Source organism: Streptomyces sp. NPDC101776 (genome assembly GCF_044766845.1).
GTDB lineage: Bacteria > Actinomycetota > Actinomycetes > Streptomycetales > Streptomycetaceae > Streptomyces.
The window spans coordinates 41,150-64,884 of the sequence record NZ_JBIWMV010000015.1 but is presented as its reverse complement, the minus strand read 5'-3'; the positions used below and the strand labels follow the sequence as shown (position 1 = coordinate 64,884).

Here is a 23,735-nt window from a genome sequence, read left to right as displayed (position 1 = left end):
CCGTGTCGACGACGACCTCGGCGGCGGGAACCGCTGCCTTACGGGTACGGCGCGGCTTCGCCTCGACGACCTCGGCGGTGTCCACGGCGACGACCTCGGCGGTGTCCACGGCGACGACCTCGGCCGGAGCCGCGGTCTTCCGGGTCCTGCGCGGCTTGGTCTCCGCGACGACCGGCGTCTCCGCGAGCTCCACCGGCTCCGCGACCTTGCGGGCACGGCGCCGGGGCGTGACCTCGGCGGTCTGCTCCTCGACCACCTGCGCGGGGATCTCGGCGACGGCCTTGCGGGTGCGGCGGCGCGGCGCCGTCACTTCGACGGCCTCGACCGTCTCGACGACCTCGACCGCTTCGGCCGGAGCCGCGGTCTTCCGCGCCCGGGTCCGACGCGGCTTGGCCTCGACGGCCTCGGCCGTGTCGACCGCTGCCACGGCGGCGGTTTCGGTTACAGCCTCGGCCGGCTCCGCGACCTGTACGGCCTGCGCGGCCTTACGGGTCCGGCGGCGCGGCCTGGTCTCCTCGACCGGAGTCTCGGACACCGGGGTCACGACCGCGGCGGCCTCGGCCACCGGAGTCACGATCTCGGCCTCGGCCACGGCGACCGCCGGCTCCGCCGACTTCCGCGTACGCCGACGACGCGATGCCGTCGGGGCGTCCAGGGCCGGACCCTCCGCTGTGACCACGGCGCTCTCCGCGACCTCGGACACGGGCTCGGCGGTGACTGCCGTGGCCGGCAGCTGCTGCTCTCCCGTCGCTCCGTTGCGGCGGCGACGACGGCGCGGGGTGCGGCCCGCGCTCTCCTCGGAGGGGGCCAGCGCGGTCTCCTCCGGAGTGGACGACGTCACGGCCGTAGCGGCCGAAGTGCCTTCCATCGGGGCGCCGTTGCGGGTACGACGGCGGCGGCGCGGGGTGCGCGCCGGGCGCTCGGCGTCGACGGGACCGGCACCGGCACCGGCACCGGAACGGGACTCGTCCCGGGTACGGGTGTCCCGGCCGGCGTCACGTCCGCCTCGGCCGCTGTCCCGACCACCCCGGGCGCCGTCGCGACCGCCGCGGCCACGGGGGCCGCCACGACCGCCGGTCTCACCGAGGTCCTCGACCTCCTCCGCGGCCAGCCCGGCGCGCGTGCGCTCCGAGCGGGGCAGGACACCCTTGGTGCCCGCGGGGATGTTCATCTCCTCGAAGAAGTGCGGGGAGGTGGAGTACGTCTCCGGCGGGTTCGGGAAGCCGAGGTCCAGCGCCTTGTTGATGAGCTGCCAGCGCGGGATGTCGTCCCAGTCGACGAGGGTGACCGCGATGCCCTTGGCGCCCGCGCGGCCCGTGCGGCCGATGCGGTGCAGGTAGGTCTTCTCGTCCTCGGGGGACTGGTAGTTGATGACGTGCGTGACGCCCTCGACGTCGATACCGCGGGCGGCGACGTCGGTGCAGACGAGCACGTCGACCTTGCCGTTGCGGAACGCGCGCAGCGCCTGCTCGCGCGCGCCCTGGCCGAGGTCGCCGTGGACCGCGCCGGAGGCGAAACCGCGCTGCTGGAGCTGGTCGGCGAGGTCGGCCGCCGTGCGCTTCGTACGGCAGAAGACCATGACCAGGCCGCGGCCCTCGGCCTGCAGGATGCGGGCGACGAGCTCGGGCTTGTCCATGTTGTGCGCGCGGTAGACGAACTGCGCGGTGTTCGCGACCGTCGCGCCCTCGTCGTCCGGCGAGGTGGCGCGGATGTGCGTGGGCTGCGTCATGTAGCGGCGCGCGAGACCGATGACCGCGCCCGGCATGGTCGCCGAGAACAGCATCGTCTGACGGCGGGCCGGCAGGAAGTTGATGATCTTCTCGACGTCGGGCAGGAAGCCCAGGTCGAGCATCTCGTCGGCCTCGTCCAGGACGAGGGACCGGATGTGCTTGAGGTCGAGCTTCTTCTGGCCCGCGAGGTCCAGCAGTCGGCCCGGAGTGCCGACGACGACGTCGACGCCCTTGCGGAGCGCCTCGACCTGCGGCTCGTAGGCCCGGCCGCCGTAGATGGCGAGGACGCGGACGTTACGCACCTTGCCCGCGGTCAGCAGGTCGTTGGTGACCTGCGTGCACAGCTCGCGGGTGGGAACGACGACGAGCGCCTGCGGGGCGTCGGTCAGCTGCTCGGGCTTGGCGCGGCCGGCCTCGACGTCGGCGGGGACGGTCACGCGCTCCAGGAGGGGGAGGCCGAAGCCCAGCGTCTTGCCGGTGCCGGTCTTGGCCTGGCCGATGACGTCCGTGCCGGAAAGGGCGACGGGGAGCGTCATCTCCTGGATCGGGAAGGGGGAGACGATACCGACGGCCTCAAGGGCCTCAGCGGTCTCGGGAAGGATTCCGAGCTCTCGGAAAGTAGTCAGGGTGCTGCCTCTTCTGTGTGCGCGGTGCGAGGCGAGCGCGGGGGTCGTGTCAGGACCGTGCCGGGGGACGTCGGCTGCCTTACGGACAACCCGCGAGGGCAAGCCGTACTGCACGGGACCACTGCCGACGCTCTAGCGCTCGAACCGCTGAGGGTCCCCCTCCGAACTCCGTACGCAACGTGCCGTACGGGCGAGGAGGGCTGTCGGGTCGGAGCCGATCGGGCCACCGACCGGGCATCCTCATTCGTGCGGCCCGGCGAATATTCGGCGGGCGCATTACCACCATACCCCGGAATCGTGCACATGCGTTGGCCGATTTGGTCACGTAGTCGTCGTCACAGTGATTGACCAGGGACTTCCGCCGTGCGGTGAGCGGGCTATTGTGCGCTTCATGACGACCGCTGACAACGCCTCCGACGCACCCGCCGAACCCACCGGAGTCGCCGCCCAGGACTGGGCCACGGCCTCCGTCGACCCGCAGTACCGCAACGCGGTCGTGGACCTGCTCGGCGCCCTCGCGTACGGCGAGCTGGCGGCCTTCGAACGGCTCGCGGAGGACGCGAAGCTGGCGCCGACGCTCGCGGACAAGGCGGAGTTGGCGAAGATGGCGTCGGCCGAGTTCCACCACTTCGAGCAGCTCAGGGACCGGCTCACGGAGATCGGCGCCGAGCCGACCGCGGCGATGCAGCCGTTCGTCGCCGCGCTCGACGGCTTCCACAAGCAGACGGCACCCTCGGACTGGCTGGAAGGGCTCGTCAAGGCGTACGTCGGCGACTCGATCGCCAGCGACTTCTACCGCGAGGTCGCCGCCCGCCTCGACGGGGACTCCCGCTCGCTCGTGCTGGGCGTGCTGGACGACACCGGGCACGCCAGTTTCGCCGTGGAAAAAGTACGCGCGGCGATCGACGCGGACCCGCGTGTGGGGGGCCGACTCGCCCTGTGGGCACGGCGGTTGATGGGGGAGGCGCTGTCGCAGTCGCAGCGGGTGGTCGCCGATCGGGACGCGCTGTCGACGATGCTCGTGGGTGGTGTGGCGGACGGCTTCGACCTCGCGGAGGTGGGCCGGATGTTCTCCCGGATCACCGAGGCGCACACCAAGCGGATGGCGGCGCTGGGGCTCGCCGCCTAGTTACGCGAGTTACGCGGGGGCGGACCGTCCCCCGAGTCGTCGCGTCGGTCGAAGGAGCAGCGACAGCGAGGCCGCCGAGACGACCGCCGCGCCGAGCAGGCTCGCCAGACCACTGCCGGGGCCCAGCGCGCTGTGGGTGACGAAGTCACCGAAAAGAGCTCCGGCGACGGCTGTCGAGAACACCAGGGAGCGGGTCGGCAGACGGTGCGCGAGCCGGTGGGTGGCCGCCCAGGCGAGCAGCAGACCCAGCACGGCGGAGCCGAGCGCTTCCAGGATCATCACGGGGGTCCCTCCCACGGTCGGCGTGCGTTCTGCGGTCGTAGCCGGTCATACCCGTGACCTGCGGAATGCAATCCTCACCTGTGGGTGACTTGTGCTCCATCTGTGGTGAAAATTCTGATGAGCACAGCGGTGGGCGCAACGGTGGGTGCGGTGGAGTGAGCAGTGGTGGGAGCAGTGGTGGAAACGCGAGGGGCCCGGTGACCTTGACGGTCACCGGGCCCCTCGTCCGTTCGCGACTACAGCGCTCCGAAGCCCACCTTGCGCGGGGCCGCCTCGCCGAGCTCGACATAGGCGAGCCGGTCGGCGGGGACGAGGACCTTGCGGCCGTGCTCGTCCACGAGGCTCAGCAGGGGCGCCTTCCCGGTGAGCGCCTCGGCCACGGCCTGCTCGACCTCCTCGGCGCTCTGACCGGTCTCCAGAACGATCTCGCGAGGCGTGTGCAGCACGCCGATCTTGACCTCCACGCTGTGTCCCTCCGACGCTCAGCAAAGTGCGCGATCTTCCGCGCCGTACGCAGCACACACTAGCCCGGTGAGGGGACGTAGATGTTCCGCGCCGAGAACGCCAGGAGCGAACAGCGGACGGGAACAAATAGGGGAGCGCCGGCGGTCAGTGGTGCTGTTCGCTTCCGTGCAGCGGGAAACCGGCGATGCCGCGCCACGCCAGCGAGGCCAGCAACTGGACCGCCTGGTCGCGCGGGACGCTGCGGTCGCTGTGCAGCCAGGAGCGGGCGACCACCTGCGCGAGACCGCCCAGACCCGAGGCCAGCAGCATCGACTCGGCCCGCGACAGGCCGGTGTCCTCGGCGATGACCTCGCAGATCGCCTCGGCGCACTCGTTCGTCACCTTGTCGACGCGCTCGCGCACGGCGGGCTCGTTCGTCAGGTCCGACTCGAAGACCAGCCGGAAGGCGCCGCCGTCGTCCTCCACGTAGGCGAAGTACGCGTCCATGGTCGCCCGGACGCGCTGCTTGTTGTCCGACGTCGACGCGAGCGCGGTCCGCACGGCCAGGATCAGCGATTCGCAATGCTGGTCGAGGAGGGCGAGGTAGAGGTCGAGCTTGCCCGGGAAGTGCTGGTAGAGCACCGGCTTGCTGACGCCGGCGCGCTCGGCGATGTCGTCCATCGCGGCCGCGTGGTAGCCCTGCGCGACGAAGACCTCCTGGGCGGCGCCCAGCAACTGGTTCCGTCGGGCACGGCGCGGCAGGCGGGTGCCCCGCGGGCGCGCCGCCTCTGTCTGCTCGATGGCTGTCACGCCGCCTCCCAAATGTCGTCCTCATGCGGTGAGCGCCGCGCCGCCATCGTACTTTTCGGTAACCGTGGTGTGCGCGGTGCGAGCGCAGAATTTCACGTACCGGACGATGGTGAAAGCGGTGCGAATGCCCCTAGAAGGGGATGTAGAGGCTGGGGGAGCTTGTTGGGGGAAGTCGGGGAGGCCCGAGGTAAGTGGCTTCTTCTTACTGAAGAGGCTCGCCAGGTGTCACTGACAGTCGTCTGTCAGCCGTCATTCGTCATCTGTTGTCTGTCGTCTGTAGTCGTCTTCGTCGAGGGCGACTACGCGGGCCTGTTCCGCGACGTCGGCCTCGTTGGCCTTGCCCGGGTCGACGTCGGTCGGTTGTTCGGGGGCGTCGTCCTCGGGGGCTTCGGTGTCGAACGGGGCGTCGCTCTCGTCCTCGAACGTCGCGGGATCGCTTGGGTCGACGGTCATGGCGGGCTCCCTTCCTGTCTACGAGCCTAGGAGACACCGGGCAGGGGTGCCATGGCGGACGTCGTACGGCTGCGAGGGTCGGTGGCTTCGGTGGCTTCGGTGGCGTGCGGCTTCGGTGGCGTGCGGCATTGGTGGCGTGCGGCTTTGGTGGTGTGTGGCTTCGGTGGTGTGTGGCTTCGGTGGTGACGGCGAACGGCTTGTGACGGCGAACACACGAGCCACTGCGTGATCGTCTCGTAACATTGCCGCATGTCTTCGACAGAGCTGCCTTCCGTGACGGCCGCCAGCGTGCTCCCCAAGGTGGCACCCGTCAGGGTCGGCGAGGGGGAGCGGCTCAGGTCGGTCGGGCTGCCGGGGATCACCCTGACGGTGCGGTCGAGAGCGGCGGTGCGCGAGGGACTGCCGCCCGCGTTGTACGTCCACGGGCTCGGCGGTTCCTCGCAGAACTGGTCGCAGCTCATGGCCGAGTTGGACGGGCTGGTCGACAGCGAGGCCCTGGACCTGCCGGGCTTCGGCGACTCGCCGCCACCGGACGACGGCGACTACTCCGTCACCGGGCACGCGCGCGCGGTCATCCGTTACCTCGACGCGGCCGAGCGCGGCCCGGTGCACCTCTTCGGGAACTCGCTGGGCGGCGCGGTCACGACCCGGGTGGCCGCGGTGCGCCCGGACCTCGTCCGCACACTCACGCTGGTGTCCCCGGCCCTGCCGGAGATCCGCGTCCAGCGCTCGGCGATGCCGACGGCGCTGCTGGGCGTTCCGGGGATCGCGGCCCTGTTCACCCGCATCAGCAGGGACTGGACGGCCGAGCAGCGCGTCCGCGGGGTCCTTGGCCTCTGTTACGGCGATCCGGGCCAGGTGACACCGGAGGCGTTCCGCTACGCGGTCGAGGAGCTGGAGCGACGGCTCCAACTCCCCTATTTCTGGGACGCGATGGCCCGTTCCTCCCGTGGCATCGTCAACGCGTACACCCTGGGCGGCCAACACGGCCTCTGGCGCCAGGCCGAACGCGTCCTCGCCCCGACCCTCCTCATCTACGGCGGCCGGGACCAACTCGTCGGCTACCGCATGGCCCAGCGGGCCGCCCGCACCTTCCGCGACTCCCGCCTGCTGTCCCTGCCGGACGCGGGGCATGTCGCGATGATGGAGTACCCGGAGACGGTGGGGGCGGCGTTCCGTGAACTTCTCGCGGATGTGGGGGAGTTGGGGGATCCTCAGACGGCGGGGGCCGGTACCGGTGCGGATTCGGGTGCCGGTGCGGTGCGGGGGCGTCGCGCGGAGACGGACGGTTTCGGTCGAGGTGGCGTGAGCGGTGCGCGAGGGTCCCGGGGCGGCGGTTCGGTGAGTACGGTGAGTGATGCCGGCGGCGCGGGAGCGGACGGGTCCGTGTCCGGTGCCGGAGGCGATGGCAAGGTCGACGATACGAACGCGGGGAGCTGAGGGGGCGGCGTGGGACGCCATAGTCGCCGTAGGTCCTCTGCGAAGGGTGACTCCGCGGATGTGGGCGCAGGGGCGGAGGGGAAGGGCGAGCGGGGTGCTCGGGATTCCCGGGATGCCCGCCGCCGAGACGCGCAAGGGGCGGGGTCTCAGAGGGAGCAAGGGAGTCGTCCTGAGCCTGGGCATGGGCCTGTCCCTGGAGGGGTTGGGCGGCGTACGGGGTCTGACGCGGGTGCCGGTGGAGGGGTAGGGCAGAGGTCCGGGGCTGTACCTGGACCTGGGGTGATCCCTGGCCGACAACAGCCTTCGGGGGCCGGGAATTCGGGGTACGGCACGTCGCGCCTGCCGGACGGGACGCCGGCCCACGGGATGCCGGGACTGGTCGATGGCACGCCTGCGCGGGGAGTTCCTCGGGTACGGGGTACGGGGCCTGCTCAATGGGGGGCGCGTCCTGATGGGACTCCGGCGCAGGGTGTGCCGGGTTTCCAGGGGCCGCCGTCGGCGCAGGGCGTACCGGGTTTTGAGGGTGGGACCCCGGCGCAAGGCGTACCGGGTTTCCAGGGAGTGGCGCCTGCTCAACGGGGGCCGCGTCTTCCGGACGGGACTCCGGTTCACGGCGTACCGCGCTTCCAGGGGCCGCCGTCCGCGCAGGGTGCGCCGCGTTCTGCGGACGGGACTCCGGCTCATGGAGTGCCGCGTCTTCCTGATGGGACCCCGAGTCACGGAGTACCGCGCTTCCAGGGGCAGTCGCCCGCTCAAGGTGGGCCGCGCCTAGCCGATGGGACCCCCGCTCACGGGTTGCCGCGTTTCTTCGGCGGCGCTTCTGCGGATGGAGGCTCACGTCCCCCTGACGGCACTCCCGCGCGCGGGGTCCCGCGTTCGCCGAATGGCACGCCTGGGCAGGGTGCGCAGGGTTTCGCGGGCGGTACTCCGGCTCACGGAGTTCCCCGGCTTCCGGACGGCACGCCGGCTCACGGGTTTCCCAGGTTGGCTGACGGCACCCCGGCCCACGGGTTTCCGACGCTGCCCGATGGCACTCCCGCGCGCGGTGTCCCGCGTCTCCCCGACGGGACCCCGGCTCACGGCACCTCCCGTACCCACGCCGGGCACCCCGAGCAGCCCGAATCCGGCGGTGGCTGGGGGGAGTTGAGAGGGCGGGCCGGGGCCGGGCGCGGTCAGCCGCGTGGGGCGCACAGCGGGCCCGGTACACCCGGCGCGTCCGGCGTGCCCCAAACCCCCGTTGCCGGTATGCCGGACGGTTCGAGGCCGGGGCTTCCCATACCCCGGCAGCGGCAGGCCCCTCAGGGCGGTTCTCGGCGGCGTGGGCAGGGTGGTCGTGGGCCCCGGCAGGATTACGTCGACGCCTTCGGGGCGGATGTCGACGGTGACGACGTCTTCGCGACCCGTACAAGTGTCGCGACGCACCCCTCCGACCCGTACGCCTCCGTCACCGACTGGACCGAGACCACAGAGGGCTCCGAGAGCGACACCGGCGGCGGTGACACGGGCCCTGCCCGCCCCGACGGCACCCCCGTCAAGGGTCGCAAGGGGCGGACGTACACCGGCATCGCGGCCGCCGCCGTCACCACCGTGCTGGCCGTCATCGTGGCCGGGCAGGTCGTGAAGGACGGTGACAAGAGCGGCGCGCAGTCGCAGGCGGCCACCGACCGGGCGCGCGATGTGCGGAGTTCCGCCTCCGCGCCGCAGCCCAGCGCCTCCGCTTCGCCGCGCGTGGCGACCCTGACGTACGCGCAGAAGATGGACAAGAAGTACCCGCTCAGCGCCAAGCTCACGGGGCCGGACAAGTTCGACGCGGTGCCCGGTGTCGACAAGGCGCCCGGCAAGGGGCGCAAGTACACGTACCGCGTGGACGTCGAACAGGGGCTCGGGCTCGACGGCACGCTTTTCGCGCAGGCCGTGCAGAAGACGCTGAACGACAAACGGAGTTGGGCCCACAACGGGGCCCGTACCTTCGAGCGCGTCTACTCGGGAAAACCGGACTTCGTGATCACTCTCGCGAGCCCTGGTACTACGGCCAAGTGGTGCGCCAAGTCCGGGCTCGACACCACCGAGGACAACGTGTCGTGCGACTCGGCGTCCACGGAACGTGTGTTGATCAATGCGTATCGATGGGCGCAGGGGTCGTCAACATATGGGGACAAGATGTACGCGTACAGAGAGATGTTGATCAACCATGAGGTCGGTCATCGTCTCGGCTACGGGCACGTCACCTGCGACAAGGACGGCGAGTTGGCCCCGGTCATGCAGCAGCAGACCAAGTTCCTCGACCACGACGGGATCCACTGCCTGGCGAACCCCTGGCCGTACCCGGGCAGTTGACAGGCGACGCTTATGTCACATTGACACGAGCCGCTGCTTCCTTCATATTTTTGGGCATGTGGTCTAGTCATGTCGCGCATCGCGCCGCCTTCGAGCTGGCGCTCATTGGCGTGACCCCGCTCTGCGTGGCCGACATCCTCTGTCGCTGAACACCGCCCCTGGCGTCCGTGTCGCGACCGCACCACCTCGCCCTTGACCGTTGACCACGGCAGGGCATTTCCGACGACCTGACGCCGGGGCAGACGCCTGTTCATTTCCGTCTCACTCCTCGTCCATCCGTCTCAATATTCGGGAAACCCCATGAGAATTCCCGAACATCCCCCCCGAGAGGTCGTCATTCCGATGCGTCAACCGTCCGTCATAGCCCGGCGCGTGGCCGTGGCATCCGTCAGCCTGGCCGTGGCGGCGGGCGCCGCCGCCTGCGGGCCGAAGGACAACGATGCCAAGGGCTCCGGCGGCGACTCCACGCCGCGCAAGGGCGGCACGCTCACGGTCCTGAACTCCAACCCCCAGGAGGACTTCGACCCGGCGCGCCTGTACACCTCCGGCGGCGGCAACGTCCCCTCCCTCGTCTTCCGCACCCTTACCACTCGCAACCGTGAGAACGGCGCGGCCGGCGCCAAGGTCGTCCCGGACCTCGCCACCGACACCGGGCGCCCCAACAAGGACGCGACCGTGTGGACGTACACCCTGAAGAAGGGCCTCAAGTACGAGGACGGCACCGCGATCACCTCGGCCGACATCAAGTACGGCATCGAGCGCTCCTTCGCCCCCGAACTCTCCGGCGGCGCGCCCTACTTGAGGGACTGGCTGGTCGGCGCGGCCGACTACCAGGGGCCGTACAAGGACAAGAAGGGGCTCTCCGCGATCGAGACGCCCGACAGCCTGACGATCGTCTTCCATCTCAACAAGCCCGAGGGCGAGTTCCCCTACCTCGCCACGCAGACGCAGTTCACGCCCGTCCCGAAGGCGAAGGACACGGGGACGAAGTACGAGCAGCACCCGATCTCCTCGGGGCCGTACAAGGTCGTCAGCAACCAGAACGACGGTGAGACGCTCCTCCTGGAGCGCAACAAGTACTGGTCCACGGCCACGGACGCCGAGCGCAAGGCCTACCCGGACAAGATCGACGTGAAGTCGGGGCTCGACTCCTCCGTGATCAACCAGCGGCTGTCGTCGTCCCAGGGGGCGGACGCCGCCGCCGTCACGACCGACACCAACCTCGGTCCCGCCGAGCTCGCCAAGGTCACCGGCGACAAGGAACTCGCGGCACGCGTCGGCACCGGGCACTTCGGTTACACGAACTACATCGCGTTCAACCCCACGGTCGCGCCGTTCAACAACGCCAAGGTGCGGCAGGCGATCTCGTACGCCGTCGACCGTTCGTCGGTGGTCAACGCGGCGGGCGGGTCGTCGCTCGCCGAGGCCGCGACCACCTTCCTGCCGAACCAGAAGTCCTTCGGGTACGACCCCTACGACCTCTTCCCGGCGGGCGCGTCCGGCAACGCTGCCAAGGCCAAGGAACTGCTCACGGAGGCCGGTTACCCGAAGGGGATCACCGTCACCCTGACGCACTCCAACGACAAGGACTTCGAGACCAGCCCGGAGATCGCGACCGCGATCCAGGACGCGCTCAAGAAGGCCGGCATCACCGTGAAGCTCCAGGGCCTGGAGAGCAACGACTACTCGGACAAGATCCACAACGTCAAGACCGAGCCCGGCTTCTTCCTCGCCCACTGGGGTGCCGACTGGCCCTCCGGCGGTCCCTTCCTCGCCCCGATCTTCGACGGCCGCCAGATCGTCAAGGACGGCGCGAACTTCAACACCGGCCTGCTCAATGATGAGTCGGTCAATGCCGAGATTGATTCGATCAACAAGTTGACGAATCTTGACGAGGCCGCCAAGCGGTGGGGTGCACTGGACAAGAAGATCGGCGCGCAGGCCCTGACCGTGCCGCTGTTCCACCCCGTCTACAAGCGACTGGTCGGCAAGGACATCAAGAACGTCGTGATCAGCGACTGGACCGGCGTCCTGGACATCTCCCAGGTCGCGGTCAAGTAACCCCATGAGCGAGGCACTTGTCGCCTCCCAGGCCGCCGGGACGGACCTCTCCGTCCCGGCGGGCTCGGGGGCCCGTCAGTTCTGGCGGCGGCTGCGAGCGCAGCGCGCCGCCCTCGTCGCGGCGGCCGTCGTCGCCCTGCTCGTCCTGGTCGCGCTCGGCGCGCCGCTGCTCACCGCGATCGAGGGCCAGGACCCGTTCACCTACCACCCCTCGCTGATCGACTCCGCGCGCGGAGGCGTGCCGACCGGTTCCCTCGGGGGCATCAGCGGCGACCACTGGCTCGGCGTCGAACCGCAGACCGGCCGCGACCTGTTCGCGCGTCTTGCCTACGGCGCCCGGGTCTCGCTCGGCGTCGCCCTGGGGGCGACCGTCGTACAGGTCACCTTCGGAGTCGTCGTCGGAGTCGCCGCCGGGCTCGGCAGCCGATGGGTTGATCAACTGTTGAGCCGGATCACCGACATCATCGTGGCGATGCCGTTGATGATCATGTCGTTGGCGCTGCTCGCGATCGTGCCCAGCAGCTTCCCGCGCCCTCTGCTCGTCGCACTCGTCATCGGACTCATCGCCTGGGGCAACACCGCGAAGATCGTGCGCGCCCAGACGCTCACCCTCAAGGAACTCGACTACGTCTCCGCCGCCCGGCTCAGCGGCTGGGGCACCTGGCGCATCGCCCGCCGCGAACTGCTGCCAGGACTGGCCGCGCCCGTCATCACGTACGCGGCACTCCTCGTACCGATCAACATCAGTACCGAAGCCGCCCTGTCCTTCCTCGGCGTCGGCGTGAAGCCGCCGACGCCCTCCTGGGGGCAGATGCTCACCGCCGCCGACGTCTGGTACCAGGCCGCCCCGCAGTACCTGCTGCTGCCCGCCGGCGCCCTCTTCGTCACCGTCCTGGCGCTGACCGTCCTGGGCGACGGCATCCGCACGGCCCTCGACCCGCGCGCGGCCTCCCGCCTGCGCATCGGCACCGGCCGCAAGCGGGAAGCGAAGACGGACGCAGGGACCAAGGGTGCAGGGACCAAGGGTGCAGGAACCAAGGGTGCGGGAACCAAGGGCGTGAGCGGCAAGGGCACCACTACGGAGAGCACGACTACCAACAGCACGACTACTAAGAGCACGACTACTAAGAGCACGAGTTCCAAGGAGGCCACTTCATGAGCGGCTTCGGAGGATTCGTCCTGCGCCGCGCGGTCGGCACCGTGATCACCCTGCTCGCCATCTCGGTGATCGTCTACGTCGTCTTCTTCGTCACCCCCGGCAACGTCGCCCAGATCAGTTGCGGCCCGCGCTGCTCCCCGGAGCAAGTGCACCAGGTGGCCCAGCAGTTGAGGCTCGACGACCCGCTGTACCTGCGCTACTGGCACTTCCTCCAGGGCATCCTCGTCGGCCAGGACTACTCGACGGGTACCTCCGTGGAGCACTGCTCGGCGCCCTGCCTCGGGCTGTCGTACCAGGGCGACCAGCAGGTCACCCAGCTGATCCTGACGAAGCTGCCGGTCAGTCTGTCGCTCGTGGTCGGCGCGATGGTGCTGTGGCTGATCCTCGGCGTCGGCACGGGCGTCCTGTCGGCGTGGCGGCGCGGCCGGTTCACCGAGCGCCTGCTGACCGGCATCACCCTCGCGGGCGTCGCCACCCCGGTGTTCGTGATCGGCCTGGTGCTGATGATCGTCGTCTGCGGGCAGCTCCAACTGCTGCCCTTCCCGCAGTATGTCGGCCTCACCGAAGACCCCGAACAGTGGGCCTGGAACCTGCTCTTGCCCTGGCTCTCGCTGGCCCTCATCGAGGCCGCCGCGTTCGCCCGGCTCACCCGGGCGTCGATGCTGGAGACCCTCGCCGAGGACCACATCCGCACCTTCCGCGCGTACGGCGTCGGTGAACGGTCGATCATCGGGCGGCACGCGCTGCGCGGGGCGTTCGCGCCGATCATCGCGCTCAACGCCAACAACGTCGGCTCGGCGATCGGCGGCGCGGTGCTCACCGAGACGCTCTTCGGGCTGCCCGGCATCGGACAGGAACTCGTCCATGCCGTCAATGTCGTGGACCTGCCGGTGGTCGTCGGCATGGTCCTCGTCATCGGCTTCTTCGTAGTCATCGCCAACGCCGTCGCGGACGTGCTGTACGCGGTGGCCGACCGACGGGTGGTGCTCGCATGAGTTCGGTGGACAGCTCCGAGGTCGGCTCGGTGGACGTCTTGGTGGAAGTGACCGACCTGACGGTCGGGTTCGGATCGCTGCGTGCCGTCGACGGCCTCTCGTTCCGGCTGGAGAGGGGCGCCGCGCTCGGCCTGGTCGGCGAGTCGGGCTCGGGCAAGTCCACAGTCGCCTCCGCCCTGTTGGGACTGCACCGCGGCACGGGCGCCGACGTCGGCGGCTCGGTACGCGTGGCCGGCATCGACGTACAGGAGGCGTCCGACGCGGACCTGCGGCTGTTGCGCGGCGGCAAGGCCGCGATGGTCTTCCAGGACCCGCTGTCGTCCCTGGACCCGTACTACGCGATCGGCGACCAGATAGCCGAGGTCTATCGCGTGCACACGCGCGTGTCGCGTCGGGCCGCACGCGCGCGTGCCGTCGACGTACTGGACCGGGTCGGAATCCCGGACGCGGTACGGCGATCCCGTTCGCGCCCGCACGAGTTCAGCGGCGGTATGCGCCAACGCGCCCTGATCGCCATGGCGTTGGCGTGCGAGCCGGACCTGCTGATCGCCGACGAGCCGACGACCGCACTCGACGTCACCGTCCAGGCGCAGATCCTCGACCTGCTGCACACGCTGCGCGAGGAGACCGGCCTGGGGCTGCTGCTCGTCACGCACGACGTGGGCGTCGCCGCCGAGAGCGTCGACGAGATCCTGGTCATGCGGCACGGGCGGGCCGTCGAGCACGGCCCGGTGGGCACCGTCCTCGGGGCGCCGACCGAGCCGTACACCCGGGATCTGCTCGGCGCGGTCCCACGCGTGGACGCGCCGCGCGCGCCCTCAGAGGCGTCCTCGGCGGCCCAGGAGGTCGTCCTGGAGGCCACGGGCCTGCGGCGCGAATTCGGGCGCGGGAAGCGGGCGTTCGCGGCCGTGGACGACGTGTCGCTGACGATCCACCGGGGCGAGACCCTCGGGATCGTGGGCGAGAGCGGCAGCGGCAAGACGACACTGGGCCGGATGCTGGTCGGGCTGCTGAAGCCGACGGTCGGCGAGATCAAGCCCGGCGGCGGCGTCCGCCCCGACGTCCAGATGGTGTTCCAGGACCCCGTCTCCTCCCTCAACCCCCGCCGCAGCGTGGGCGATTCGATCGCCGACCCGCTCCGCGCGCGTGGCGAGCGCGACGAGCAGCGCATCCGGGGGCGCGTACGCGAACTCCTGGAGCGCGTGGGGCTCGAAGGGGCGCACTACGACCGCTACCCGCACGAGTTCAGCGGCGGGCAGCGCCAACGCGTGGGCATCGCGCGGGCGCTCGCGGCCGACCCGCGCGTGATCGTGTGCGACGAGCCGGTCTCCGCGCTCGACGTCACCACACAGGCCCAGGTCGTCGCCCTGCTCGGCGAACTCCAGCGCGAACTCGGTCTCGCGCTCGTGTTCGTCGCCCACGACCTCGCCGTCGTACGCCAGGTCAGTGACCGGGTCGCGGTGATGCGACGCGGGAGGATCGTTGAACAAGGCCCCGCCGACGAGGTGTACGACTCTCCGAAGGACCCGTACACGAAGCAGCTCCTGGCCGCCGTACCGGCCCTCGATCCGGAGGTGGCGGCCCAGCGCAGGGCGGCACGGCGGGAGTTGACGACGGCCTGAGGATCGTTGAACGATCTGCCCCCCAGGGTCCCGTAGAGATCTCGTAGAGGGTCTCCTGATGATCCCGTAGTGATCCCTTAGCGCGAGCGAACGCGAACCGCACGGGAAAGTTACGACCGTTCACCCCTTTTGGTGGCGCGATGGACAACCGTCCGTCGCGCCACCGCCTTGTCCGCATACGTTCGTCCCGCTGCGAGCCGCCGGGTCAACGGCGGCTCCCCATATGGGAGATCGGGGGTGTACCCGTGCGCATAGGACTGCTTACGGAGGGTGGCTATCCGTATGTGAGCGGTGACGCCAGACTCTGGTGCGACCGGCTCGTACGCGGGCTCGGGCAGCACGAGTTCGACATCTACGCGCTCAGCCGCAGCGAGCACCAGGAGAGCGGGGGCTGGGTCGAACTGCCGTCCCAGGTGGGCCGGGTGCGTACCGCTCCGCTGTGGAGCGCCGACGACGACGGGGTGACCCTCGGGCGCCGTGCGCGCCGGCGCTTCGGCGAGTGCTACGAGGAGTTGGCGGCGGTTTTGTGCGCGGGGGATGCGCACGGGATGGCGTCGGTGCCTGTTCCTGTTCCTGTTCGTGGTCCTGTTTCTGGGCCGGTGTCTCGCGTGTCGGGGTCGGCCCCGTCCGAGTCGACCGTGTCCGAATCCGCTGTGCCCGCATCTGCTGTGGCCGAGTCGGTCGAGTCGGCCGTGCCCGGCGCGGGGGTGTCCGGCGCGGCCGTGTCGCAGTCGGCCGATTTCGCGTCGCTCGCGGATTTGTCGGAGCCCCTGCCCGCAGGGCCTTCTGTTCTCCCCGGGGCGGGCTCCGCCGATGTGGCGGACCGTTTCGCCAACGCGTTGTACGGGCTCGCGGAACTCGCCCGCGACGAGGGCGGACTCGTAGGCGCACTGCGCTCCGAACGCGCCGTACGTGCGCTGGAAAGCGCTTGTCGTGCGCCGGGCGCACTCCGTACGGCACGCGAGGCGCGCGTACCCGAACTCCTCGCCGTCGCCGCGCACTTGGAACGCGCCCTGCGCCCCCTCTCGCTCGACTGGTACGAGGACGACGCCCTCGGCTCCGTGGACCTCTGCCACGCGACGGCCGGCGGCACCGCGGCCCTGCCGGGGCTGCTCGCCCAGCACTTCGCGGGCGTACCGCTGCTGGTGACCGAGTACGGCGTGCAGTTGCGGACGCACTACCTGGCCTCGGCGGACGCGCCGCCCGCCGTACGGGCCCTGCTCGCCGCCTTCCACGGCAGGCTGGCCGCCGAGATCTACCGGCGGGCCGCGCTGATCACGCCCGGCAACAGCCACACCCGCCGCTGGCAGGAACGCTGCGGCGCCGACCGTACGAAGCTCCGCACGGTCCACCCCGGCATGGAGGCGTCCCGCTTCGCGGAGGTGGGCGAGGCGCCCGACGGCGCGGACCCGGACACGCTGGTGTGGGTCGGCCGTATCGAACCGGCGAAGGACCTGATCTCCCTGCTGCACGCCTTCGCGGAGATCCGCAAGGAGGAGCCCAAGGCACGCCTGCGGATCGTCGGCGCGGCCTCCGGCGCCGAGGGGGCGGCCTACCTGGGGCACTGCCGGGCGCTCGCCGCGCAGCTCTTTCCCGACGAGGCCGAGGGTGTGCACGCGGTCGGCGACAACCCGGTGGCCTTCGAGGAGATCGGCGGCCCCGAGGCCCCCACGCTCGCCGAGGCGTACGCGGCCGGCACGGTGATCGTCCTCTCCAGTGTTGTCGAGGGCTTCCCGCTCAACCTCGTCGAGGCCATGTTCTGCGGCCGGGCGACCGTGTCCACGGACGTCGGCGCGGTGGTCGAGGTCATCGGCGGTACGGGGCTCGTCGTGCCCCCGCGCAATCCGCGGGCGCTCGCCGAAGCGTGCGTGAGCCTGTTGCGCGACCCCGAGCGCCGTGAGCGCCTGGGCGCCGCCGCGCGCGCCCGCGCACTCGAACTGTTCACCGTCGAGCAGAACATCGCGGCATTTCACGGCATTTACCTGGAGGTCGTCTCGCACTCCCCGGTACACCGGGTCGTCCTGAACGAGGCAGGCGAACCCCTCCCCTTCGCGGCCCCAGCCGAGTCCCACGTCCGCGGCCGCTGGACCGGCCCCATGGCCCGCGTCGTGGCACGCGGTGGCCCCACCTGGGCGACAGGATCCCCGGTACGCGCCACCACTCCCGTGCCGACGACGGAGACAGCCCGATGAGCGGCCTCGGCGAACTCGACCGCCCCGCAACACCCGGCGGCGCGGGGGCGTGGGACGCGCGGTCGGAGGAGTTGCTCGGAGGGCGGGGGGAGCTGGAGCGGGCGGGTGAGCGGGGGGCGGCGGGTGTTCCGGAGGCCGGCGACACCGGCGTCGCGGTGGCCGACGAGGTGTTGCGCCCGGCTGCGGGCCAGGGCACCAGCGATGCCCGTGTCGAGACCGTCCGTGACGAGGAGTTGCCGGCTGTCGGCCAGGACCCCGCCTATGTCCGTGTTGCCGCGGCTCGCGACAAGCACCGCCCGGCAGCAGGCCAACGCACCGATACCGCCCCTGCCCCCGTCGACCACGCCGAGCACCCGCCGGTCGCCGACCAGGACACCTACGACTACGACGCCCGTGTCATCGCGGCCCCCGCCCCGCACGCCGCCCGCCCCGACAGCCGCCCTGACAGCCGTCCCGTAGCCGACGCCGAGCAGTCACGCGCCCGTACGGCACCCGGACAGACCTCCCGCGCAACCGACGGCAAAACGGGCGCCACCCGGCCCACCCCCGCCCGGCGCGGTGCCGCCGACCCCGTGAAGGCGCTGATGCACCGTCACCGTGAGCTGTGCGAGCGGGCCGTCGACCCGTTGGAGATCGCGGCGGGGTTGGAGGCGCACGGTGTCACCGATCGGACCGCCGGGCGATTCCGGCACCGGGACGTGTTCTCGCTCGCCGAGGAGATGTACGCGCGCGTGCCCCGCGACGACGCGGCGGCCCCGCCCTCCGACGCCGTGACGGAACCGGCGCCCCGCGCCCGCTGGGCCGTACTCGCCCTCCTGCCCGGAGTCCTGGGCGCCGCGACCGTCACCGGTGTGCGGCTCACGGAAGGTCGGCTGCGGCTGACGGTGGTCGTCGTCGGTGTGCTCGCCGTCGCGCTCGGCGTGCGCGTCGCCCTCCGTCGCGGCCCGCTGAGCAACCCGCCCGGCACGCACGCGTGGCGCACACCCCCGGGCACCCGCCTCTGGACGTACTGGCTGCTGAGCTACGCCCTCCTCGGCGACGGACTGCTCCGCGCCGCGGACGGCGGCGGCCTCGACGCCCTGCCGACCGGCCTCGCGGGCGGACCCTGGTCCACGGCCACCGCACCGGTCCTGGCCCTCACCCTGGCCTGCGCCCCCGCAGCCTGGTGCGCCCACCACTTCGCCGTACGCGCCCGCCGCAAGCTCGCGACCAGCCGCGGCCTGGCGGACTTCGCCGACTCCGTACGACCGCTGCTGCTCGGCACGTTCGCCTTGTTCGTGTGTGCGCTGACCGCCCTCCTCGCCCTCTGCGGCGCGGCCCTGGGCGAGCCCGCCGCGTACGCCCAGGGCATCACCCTGGGCGCCCTGTTGCTGCTCGCCCGCCTCCTCACCGTCCACGGCTTCACCCACGCCCCGACCCTCGCGCTCGGCACGGCGGCCGCGACGGAAGCGACGGCCCTGTCTCTGGACCTCACCGGCCGGCTCCCCGGCTGCGGCTTCCTGGCCGGCCCCGTCGAAGCCGTCCTGGAGTCCTGGGGCCCGGGCGGCATCCCGGCCCTGGCCTGCGGAGCGGCCGCCCTGACCCTCCTGTTCCACACCACCCGCACGCTGACCAGAGCCTCCGCGCACGCGCCGGCGAACGAGCCGCGGTGACACCGCCATGACCTGCACCGATCAGACGCGTCACCCAGTCGCAGGCGCCCGGCCCCACCGCCGGAGGCAACCGCATCACCTTGTGAAGGAGAACACCAGATGATCACCTCCCGATCCGGAGAGTCGGCCCCGGGAGCCGTCCGATGAGGGTCCTGCTGATCGGAGCCAACGGCTACCTCGGTCGCTTCGTCGCCGACCGCCTGCTCGCCGACCCGGCCGTCCAGCTCACCGCGCTCGGCCGCGGCGACGACGCGGACGTCCGCTTCGACCTCGCGTCCGGCAGCCCCGGCGCACTCACCCGCTTCCTGGACGCCGTCCACCCCGGGGTCGTCATCAACTGCGCGGGTGCCACCAGAGGCGGCGCCCGCGAACTCACCCGGCACAACACCGTCGCCGTCGCGACCGTCTGCGAGGCCCTGCGCCGCAGCGGCTGCGGCGCCCGGCTGGTGCAGATCGGGTGCGGCGCCGAGTACGGCCCCAGCCAGTCCGGTTCCTCCACGGCCGAGGACGCCGTACCCCGACCCGGCGGCCCGTACGGCGTCAGCAAACTCGCCGCCACCGAACTGGTCCTGGGCTCCGGCCTCGACGCCGTAGTGCTGCGCGTCTTCTCACCGGCCGGACCGGGCACCCCCGCCGGTTCCCCGCTCGGCCGGCTCGCCGAGGCCATGCGCCGGGCCATGCAGTCCGGCGACGGCGAACTCAAGCTCGGCGGCCTGGGCGCGCAACGCGACTTCGTCGACGTACGGGACGTGGCCCGCGCCGTCCACGCGGCCTCGCTCTCCGCCGCGCAGGGCGTCATCAACATCGGCTCGGGCCGCGCGGTCCGGCTGCGCGACGCCGCCGCCGTCCTCGCCCGCGTCGCCGGATACGGCGGTGCCCTGCACGAACTCGACGCCCCGCCCGGCCCGCTGCGGGCCGCCATCGGCCACCCCCGCACCGACCCCGACCACGCGGCCCCGGTCGCGTACCCGTACCCGGACGGCTGCGGAAGCTGGCAGCAGGCCGATGTGCGCACCGCGCGCGACCGGCTGGGCTGGCGTCCCCGGATCAACCTCGAAGAGTCCCTCGCCGACATCTGGATGGAGGCGGCGTGCCGCATCTGACCAGCACGACCCCGGGCACCGCGAGCACCGGCGTCCGCACCGGCTTCGGCATCCCCGGCTACGCGCACCCCCTCGTCGCCCCCACCGAATGGGGCGAACTCACCCGCCCCGGCACCCCCTTGCACTGGGTCGTCCTCAACGTCTCCTCCGGCCCGGGGACCCGTCCCGACCCGCACTGTCTGGAGGCGGCCGGGCGGCTCCGCAACACGGGCGTCCGGGTCCTGGGCCATCTCGACGCCACCCACGGCGCCCGCGCCTTCGGCGACCTGATCTCCGAGGCGCACCGCTACCTCGACTGGTACCGCGTCGACGGCTTCCTCCTGGACCGCTGCCCCACCGAACGCACCGCGCTCCCCGAGGTCCGCCGCACGGTCACCACGCTCCGCGAGATCAGCGACGGCGCCCACATCGTCCTGGGACACGGCACCCACCCGCACCCCGGATACGCCGAGTACGCCGACCAGTTGGTGACCTTCTCCGGCTCCTGGAGCGACTACCGCTGGTCGCAGGTCGCCGAGTGGACCGCCGACCATCCGCCCGAACGCTTCTGCCACTTCGTGCACGGCGTCCCGCGCGGCCATCTCGACGAGGCGCTGCGCATCGCCCGCTGGCAGGGCGCGTCGACCATCTACTTCACGGACCGCACCGATCACGGTGGCCGCACCGACCCCTGGGAGACGATGCCCGGGTACTGGGACGAGATCGTCTCGCGGGTCGGAACGGGTGTCTCGGAATGAAGAAGGGCGTGGCACTGTTACGGGGAGAACAACTGTAGTGATTGACCGACCAACGGAGTCCCCGTGTCGCTGCCACCCCTGGTCGAGCCGGCTGCCGAGCTCACCGTAGACGAGGTCCGCAGGTACTCCCGCCACCTGATCATCCCCGACGTGGGCATGGACGGGCAGAAGCGGCTGAAGAACGCCAAGGTGCTCTGTGTGGGCGCCGGCGGTCTGGGTTCGCCGGCGCTGATGTACCTGGCCGCGGCGGGCGTGGGCACGCTCGGCATCGTGGAGTTCGACGAGGTCGACGAGTCGAACCTGCAGCGCCAGATCATCCACAGCCAGGCCGACATCGGCCGCTCCAAGGCCCAGTCGGCGCGCGACTCCGTACTGGGCATCAACCCGTACGTGAACGTGATCCTTCACGAAGAGCGGCTCGAGGCCGAGAACGTGATGGACATCTTCAGCCAGTACGACCTGATCGTCGACGGCACGGACAACTTCGCGACCCGCTACCTGGTCAACGACGCCGCCGTACTGCTGAACAAGCCGTACGTGTGGGGTTCGATCTACCGCTTCGACGGCCAGGCCTCCGTCTTCTGGTCCGAGCACGGCCCCTGCTACCGCTGCCTCTACCCGGAGCCCCCGCCCCCCGGCATGGTCCCCTCCTGCGCCGAGGGCGGCGTCCTGGGCGTGCTGTGCGCGTCCATCGGCTCCATCCAGGTCACCGAGGCGATCAAGGTCCTCACCGGCATCGGCGACCCGCTCGTCGGCCGCCTGATGATCTACGACGCCCTGGAGATGCAGTACCGCCAGGTCAAGGTCCGCAAGGACCCCAACTGCGCGGTCTGCGGCGAGAACCCGACCGTCACCGAGCTCATCGACTACGAGGCCTTCTGCGGCGTCGTCTCCGAGGAGGCCCAGCAGGCGGCCGCCGGCTCGACGATCACTCCCAAGCAGCTCAAGGAGTGGATCGACGACGGCGAGAACATCGAGATCATCGACGTCCGCGAGGTCAACGAGTACGAGATCGTCTCGATCCCCGGCGCCAAGCTGATCCCCAAGAATGAGTTCCTCATGGGCACCGCCCTGGCGACGCTCCCGCAGGACAAGAAGATCGTCCTGCACTGCAAGACGGGTGTCCGCAGCGCGGAGGTCCTTGCCGTCCTCAAGTCGGCCGGGTTCGCGGACGCGGTCCACGTCGGCGGCGGCGTGATCGGCTGGGTCAACCAGATCGAGCCCGACAAGCCGGTCTACTAGACCCACGCTTTCCCGGGAGGGGCTCGGCACCACAGGTGCCGGGCCCCTTTCCGCCGCCCGGCCGGAAGTTCGGACAGCGGTCCGGGCGGGCGTGCGGGCTAGGAGGCGCAGACCTTGCCGTCCTTCGGCACCGTCCCCTTCAGCAGATACGCGTCCACCGTCGAGTCGACACAGTCGCTCCCACTCCCGTACGCCCCGTGTCCCTCGCCCTTCCAGGTGAGCTCCACGCCGACGCCCTTGCCCAGCTCGTCCACCATCTTCCGCGCGCCCTCGTACGGCGTCGCCGGGTCCCCGGTGTTGCCGACCACCAGGATCGGCGCCGCACCGGGCGCGCTGACCTCCGGGGTGTCGTACTGCCCGGCCACCGGCCAGTCGTGGCACCACCCGGCCGTGTCCCAGCCCAGGAAGTCGCCGAACACGGGCGAGATCTTCTCGAACTCGGGCAGCTGCTTCTGCGTCTGCTCGGGCGTCGGTCGCTGCTTGTCGTCCAAGCACGATATGACCCGTTGGGAATGGGTCGTCGTGCCGTAGTGCCCCGCGCTGTCACGGTCGTTGTAGCCGTCGGCGAGCGCCAGCAGCTCCGAACCGTCGCCCTCCTCCGCGGAGTTCAGGGCGCTGGTCAGGGTGGGCCAGCTTTCCTTGCTGTACAGCGGGAGGACGATGCCGGTCAGCGCGAGCGTCTGGGTCAGCTTCCGCCCCGTCGAAGTGGCCAGTGGCTCGGCGTCGATCTGCTTCAGCAGAGCCGCGATCTTCTTCGAACCCTGTGCCGGTTGCTGTCCCGTCGACTTGAGATAGTCGTCCAGCGCGCGCTGGAAACCCCGCGTCTGGTTCAGGGCGTGGCCCACCGAGTCGGCGCTCGGGTCGACGACCGCGTCCAGGATCAGCCGTCCCACCTGCTTCGGGAACAAGTGGGCGTAGACACCGCCGAGTTCAGTGCCGTACGAGATGCCGAAGTAGTGCATCTTCGTGTCGCCCAGGACCTGGCGCATCAGGTCCATGTCGCGGGCCGTGTCGGTCGTCGACACATGCGCCATCAGCTTTCCGGCGGCCTTCTCGCAGCCCTTGCCGAAGTCGGTCGCGTCCTGGAAGTACGCCTTCTCCTCGGCCGGTGTGTCCGGTGTGGCGTCCACGTCCTCTGAGGCCTGGATCGCCTTGTCGCTCCGGCAGCGGACACCCTCGCTGGCCCCGACCCCGCGCGGATCCCAGCTCACCAGGTCGTAGCGCTCGTGCAGCGCGGACACTGCGGTGGCGTACGCCGGCATGTAGTCCACGCCCGAGCCGCCGGGGCCGCCGAAGTTGAACAGCAGCGAGCCGATGCGCTCGCCGCCCGTCGACTTGGAGCGGATCAGGGCGAGCCCGATCGTGGAGCCGTCCGGCTTCGCCCAGTCCAGCGGCACCTTCAGCGTCGCGCACTGCCAGTCGCTGCTCGGCGCGGCCGAGTCGGCGGTGGCCTTGCAGCGCCCCCAGTCCAGCTTCTGCGCGGTCAGCGACGCGGGCAGCGCGGCCGTGGTGGACGTAGCGGACGAGTCGGTTGCGGACGGCTTGGCGTCCCCCGCGCCCGCGCCGTCCTTGCCGTCGTCGGACGAGCCGCTGCTACAGCCGGCCGTCAGCAGTGCGGCGGCGGCCATCAGGGCCGTCCACCGTACGAATCGCGCCATGCGCATTCCCCCCTCGCAGGCCGTCCGCGTCACGCCGCGGATGGCGGTCAGGCCATAGTAGGC

20 protein-coding genes are annotated in these 23,735 nt (G+C 71.0%); 14 read left to right on the top strand and 6 right to left on the bottom strand.

Translation table 11 applies throughout. From position 1 onward, the window contains the following. Positions 1–2,266 (bottom strand): DEAD/DEAH box helicase (locus ACIRRY_RS35265; protein ID WP_403981010.1); only part of this gene is annotated, 2,266 nt, incomplete at its 3' end. Positions 2,267–2,747: 481 nt separating this feature from the next. Here ACIRRY_RS35265 and ACIRRY_RS35260 point away from each other — a divergent pair. Next, entirely contained in the window at positions 2,748–3,485 is a 738-nt protein-coding gene (locus tag ACIRRY_RS35260; protein WP_403981007.1) for a ferritin-like fold-containing protein, read from the top strand. A 9-nt stretch (positions 3,486–3,494) separates the two neighbouring features. Here the strand turns inward: ACIRRY_RS35260 and ACIRRY_RS35255 are convergent, their stop codons facing one another. The 4 genes from ACIRRY_RS35255 to ACIRRY_RS35240 all read right to left on the bottom strand — a co-directional run bounded on the left by ACIRRY_RS35255 (position 3,495) and on the right by ACIRRY_RS35240 (position 5,474). Continuing rightward, positions 3,495–3,764, bottom strand: a complete 270-nt coding sequence (locus tag ACIRRY_RS35255; RefSeq protein ID WP_403981005.1) for a hypothetical protein — start codon at positions 3,762–3,764, stop codon at positions 3,495–3,497. Between the two features lie 239 nt (positions 3,765–4,003). Next, a complete protein-coding gene (locus ACIRRY_RS35250) occupies positions 4,004–4,231 on the bottom strand; it encodes a DUF3107 domain-containing protein (protein WP_019072095.1) in 228 nt (75 codons plus the stop codon). Between the two features lie 145 nt (positions 4,232–4,376). Beyond that, a complete protein-coding gene (locus tag ACIRRY_RS35245; protein ID WP_403981003.1) occupies positions 4,377–5,021 on the bottom strand; it encodes a TetR/AcrR family transcriptional regulator in 645 nt (214 codons plus the stop codon). Between the two features lie 249 nt (positions 5,022–5,270). After that, positions 5,271–5,474: a hypothetical protein gene (locus ACIRRY_RS35240; protein WP_403981001.1), complete on the bottom strand. Its 204-nt coding sequence runs from the start codon at positions 5,472–5,474 to the stop codon at positions 5,271–5,273. Positions 5,475–5,723: 249 nt separating this feature from the next. Here ACIRRY_RS35240 and ACIRRY_RS35235 point away from each other — a divergent pair, with 249 nt between their 5' ends. The 13 genes from ACIRRY_RS35235 to moeZ all read left to right on the top strand — a co-directional run bounded on the left by ACIRRY_RS35235 (position 5,724) and on the right by moeZ (position 22,014). Then, positions 5,724–6,914: an alpha/beta fold hydrolase gene (locus ACIRRY_RS35235; RefSeq protein WP_403980998.1), complete on the top strand. Its 1,191-nt coding sequence runs from the start codon at positions 5,724–5,726 to the stop codon at positions 6,912–6,914. Positions 6,915–7,026: 112 nt separating this feature from the next. Continuing rightward, positions 7,027–7,161 (top strand): hypothetical protein, encoded by a 135-nt coding sequence (locus ACIRRY_RS35230; protein ID WP_403980995.1) that lies wholly within the window; start codon positions 7,027–7,029, stop codon positions 7,159–7,161. 440 nt (positions 7,162–7,601) lie between these two features. Beyond that, entirely contained in the window at positions 7,602–9,251 is a 1,650-nt protein-coding gene (locus ACIRRY_RS35225) for a DUF3152 domain-containing protein (RefSeq protein ID WP_403980992.1), read from the top strand. A 56-nt stretch (positions 9,252–9,307) separates the two neighbouring features. Continuing rightward, positions 9,308–9,400 carry an Ms4533A family Cys-rich leader peptide gene (locus tag ACIRRY_RS35220; RefSeq protein ID WP_403980989.1) on the top strand — a complete coding sequence of 31 codons (93 nt, stop codon included), beginning with the start codon at positions 9,308–9,310 and terminating at the stop codon, positions 9,398–9,400. Between the two features lie 193 nt (positions 9,401–9,593). Continuing rightward, on the top strand, positions 9,594–11,312 hold the full coding sequence (locus ACIRRY_RS35215; protein ID WP_403980987.1) for an ABC transporter substrate-binding protein: 1,719 nt from the start codon (positions 9,594–9,596) through the stop codon (positions 11,310–11,312). A 4-nt stretch (positions 11,313–11,316) separates the two neighbouring features. After that, complete coding sequence (locus ACIRRY_RS35210) at positions 11,317–12,471, top strand: ABC transporter permease (protein WP_403980984.1); 1,155 nt, start codon at positions 11,317–11,319, stop codon at positions 12,469–12,471. Further along, on the top strand, positions 12,468–13,466 hold the full coding sequence (locus ACIRRY_RS35205) for an ABC transporter permease (RefSeq protein ID WP_403980982.1): 999 nt from the start codon (positions 12,468–12,470) through the stop codon (positions 13,464–13,466). The genes ACIRRY_RS35210 and ACIRRY_RS35205 overlap by 4 nt, the downstream gene beginning before the upstream one ends. Next, positions 13,463–15,088: a dipeptide ABC transporter ATP-binding protein gene (locus ACIRRY_RS35200; RefSeq protein WP_403980979.1), complete on the top strand. Its 1,626-nt coding sequence runs from the start codon at positions 13,463–13,465 to the stop codon at positions 15,086–15,088. Before ACIRRY_RS35205 ends, ACIRRY_RS35200 begins: the two co-directional genes overlap by 4 nt. Positions 15,089–15,333: 245 nt before the next feature. Further along, positions 15,334–17,280, top strand: coding sequence for a DUF3492 domain-containing protein (locus tag ACIRRY_RS35195; protein ID WP_403980977.1), 1,947 nt, complete (start codon positions 15,334–15,336; stop codon positions 17,278–17,280). A gap of 398 nt (positions 17,281–17,678) precedes the next feature. Next, on the top strand, positions 17,679–18,932 hold the full coding sequence (locus ACIRRY_RS35190; protein WP_403981473.1) for a hypothetical protein: 1,254 nt from the start codon (positions 17,679–17,681) through the stop codon (positions 18,930–18,932). A 143-nt stretch (positions 18,933–19,075) separates the two neighbouring features. Next, positions 19,076–20,035 (top strand): NAD-dependent epimerase/dehydratase family protein, encoded by a 960-nt coding sequence (locus ACIRRY_RS35185; RefSeq protein WP_403980975.1) that lies wholly within the window; start codon positions 19,076–19,078, stop codon positions 20,033–20,035. Then, positions 20,023–20,772 (top strand): spherulation-specific family 4 protein, encoded by a 750-nt coding sequence (locus ACIRRY_RS35180; RefSeq protein ID WP_403980972.1) that lies wholly within the window; start codon positions 20,023–20,025, stop codon positions 20,770–20,772. Before ACIRRY_RS35185 ends, ACIRRY_RS35180 begins: the two co-directional genes overlap by 13 nt. Positions 20,773–20,835: 63 nt before the next feature. Continuing rightward, positions 20,836–22,014, top strand: coding sequence for an adenylyltransferase/sulfurtransferase MoeZ (gene moeZ / locus ACIRRY_RS35175; RefSeq protein ID WP_403980969.1), 1,179 nt, complete (start codon positions 20,836–20,838; stop codon positions 22,012–22,014). Positions 22,015–22,112: 98 nt separating this feature from the next. Here moeZ and ACIRRY_RS35170 read toward each other — a convergent pair whose 3' ends face one another. Next, positions 22,113–23,672 carry an alpha/beta hydrolase gene (locus tag ACIRRY_RS35170; RefSeq protein WP_403980966.1) on the bottom strand — a complete coding sequence of 520 codons (1,560 nt, stop codon included), beginning with the start codon at positions 23,670–23,672 and terminating at the stop codon, positions 22,113–22,115. Between the last annotated feature and the right edge of the window lie 63 nt (positions 23,673–23,735).